We start from the raw sequence: 1,724 nt of genomic DNA, 5'->3' as shown, positions 1-1,724 counted from the left end.
GATGAGCCCGTCGGAGGTCATGGGTGTGATGACCGGCTTCAGCCCGGCGCGGGCGAAGACGTGGCCGACGATTGGCTCGGAGCACTTCACGGTTCACGAACGGGGCGACACCTGGGCCGAAGTGGCCGAGGGCACGGAAGGCATCTGGGAGTGCGCCTGCTACGAATGGGACTCCGCGGGGAACACGGTCAAGGTCACGGCCCTTGATTCGAAGGTCTTCGGCCCCGGTGGCGGCTGGGTTTTCCGAATGACTCCGGAGGGCCAGGGCACCGGCGTCGACCCGGCTCGAACGGGAGCACCCGACTACGTTCAAGGGCAGGATGCTCGGCGTGATCTTGCCCTTCGCAGGGCCGGTGTTCGAGAAGTCCTTCAAGGAACCCCTCAAGAGCGCGTAGGGACCTCTTGATGCGAGTCCCGGCGATCCTGTCGCAGTTCGCGGCAGCGTGTGCCCAACAGCGCCAGTCGCGTCACGTGTTGCCTCGACGATGCCGCGCCTCCCCGAGGCAGCAGCGCGCTCGCCCCGCTGGGCCCGGCGATGCTCTGGCATGCGTGCCCGGGCAAGAGGCGCGCCGCGCTTGGCGGGACACCGATTCTCTCAACCAGGAAGAGGGCGGCTGCCATGACAACCTACAAAGTCATCGAGGTCATCCCTGACGGTTCGCTGCAGTCGGCCGAACGGGAACTGACCGAGCCCACTGCGGGACAGGTGCGCATCCGGGTGGAGGCGTGCGGGGTCTGTCACAGCGACAGCTTCACCGTGCAGCCGCACGACCCCGCGCAGGGCTCCCCGGTTCCAGGGCACGAAATCGTGGGGGCCATCGACGCGCTGGGACCCGGGGTGGAGGGCTGGTCGATCGGGCAACGCGTCGGAGTCGGTTTCCTTGGGGGGCACTGCGGTGTGTGCCAGTCCTGCCGGATGGGGAACTTCGTCGCATGCACCAACCAGCCGCAGACCGGCGCGAGTGTCGACGGTGGTTACGCGGAGGTCGTCTACGCGAGGGCGACCGGTCTGGTCGCGATCCCGGACGAGCTGCCGTCCGCCGAGGCCGCGCCGCTCCTGTGCGCGGGGTTCACGACGTTCAACGCGCTCCTCAAGGCAGACACCAAGGCCGGCGACCTCGTGGGCATCCAGGGCATCGGGGGCCTTGGGCACCTGGGCATCCAATACGCAGCCAAGATGGGCCTTCAGGTCGTCGCAATTGCACGCGGCGCCGCCAAGAAGAAGCTGGCCCACCAGCTCGGCGCGCAGCATTACATCGATTCGAGTGAGACGGATCCCGGCGAGGAACTCACCAAGCTCGGCGGGGCACAGGTTGTCATCGCAACAGCCGCCGCGGGCGACATCTCACCCCTCCTCCATGGTCTTGCCAGCGGTGGACGACTCGTGGTCGTGGGAGCGTCCGACCAACCGGTCCAGGTCACGCCGATACAGCTCGTCTTCGGCGACGTCCGGATCATGGGGTCCCTCACCGGAAGCGCCATCCAGAACGAGAACAACCTCCGATTCGCCACGGACCAAGGAGTCCGGGCGATGATCGAGACCCGGCCGCTGAGCGAGGCGACCGAGGCGTACGAGCGGATGTTCAGCGGAGACGCCCGCTTCCGCATGGTTCTCACCATGTAGAGAGCCTGGCAGGGGCTGAAGCCCCCTGCTTGCTCGGCGGCCGGGAGCCCACCGGACAGCACCGAATGGGGGCCGGCCCAGCGACGCCTCGGCGCGGACG

At 67.8% G+C, this 1,724-nt stretch carries 2 protein-coding genes; both read left to right on the top strand.

What is annotated here, in order from left to right:
- The coding region (locus ACWEBX_RS40095; protein ID WP_451889629.1) for a hypothetical protein at positions 1-406 on the top strand (406 nt) is incomplete at its 5' end.
- Positions 407-619: 213 nt separating this feature from the next.
- On the top strand, positions 620-1,624 hold the full coding sequence (locus tag ACWEBX_RS40090; protein WP_451889628.1) for an alcohol dehydrogenase catalytic domain-containing protein: 1,005 nt from the start codon (positions 620-622) through the stop codon (positions 1,622-1,624).
- Positions 1,625-1,724: the final 100 nt, after the last annotated feature.

The sequence above is a fragment of the Streptomyces sp. NPDC005070 genome (assembly GCF_053600395.1).
The sequence above is the reverse complement of the archived record's forward strand: the minus strand, read 5'-3'. Positions and strand labels throughout refer to the sequence as shown.

Excerpts from the sequence above, each read along its gene's own strand:
- ACWEBX_RS40090 (WP_451889628.1), top strand. The coding sequence starts at position 620 with ATGACAACCTACAAAGTCATCGAGGTCATCCCTGACGGTTCGCTGCAG.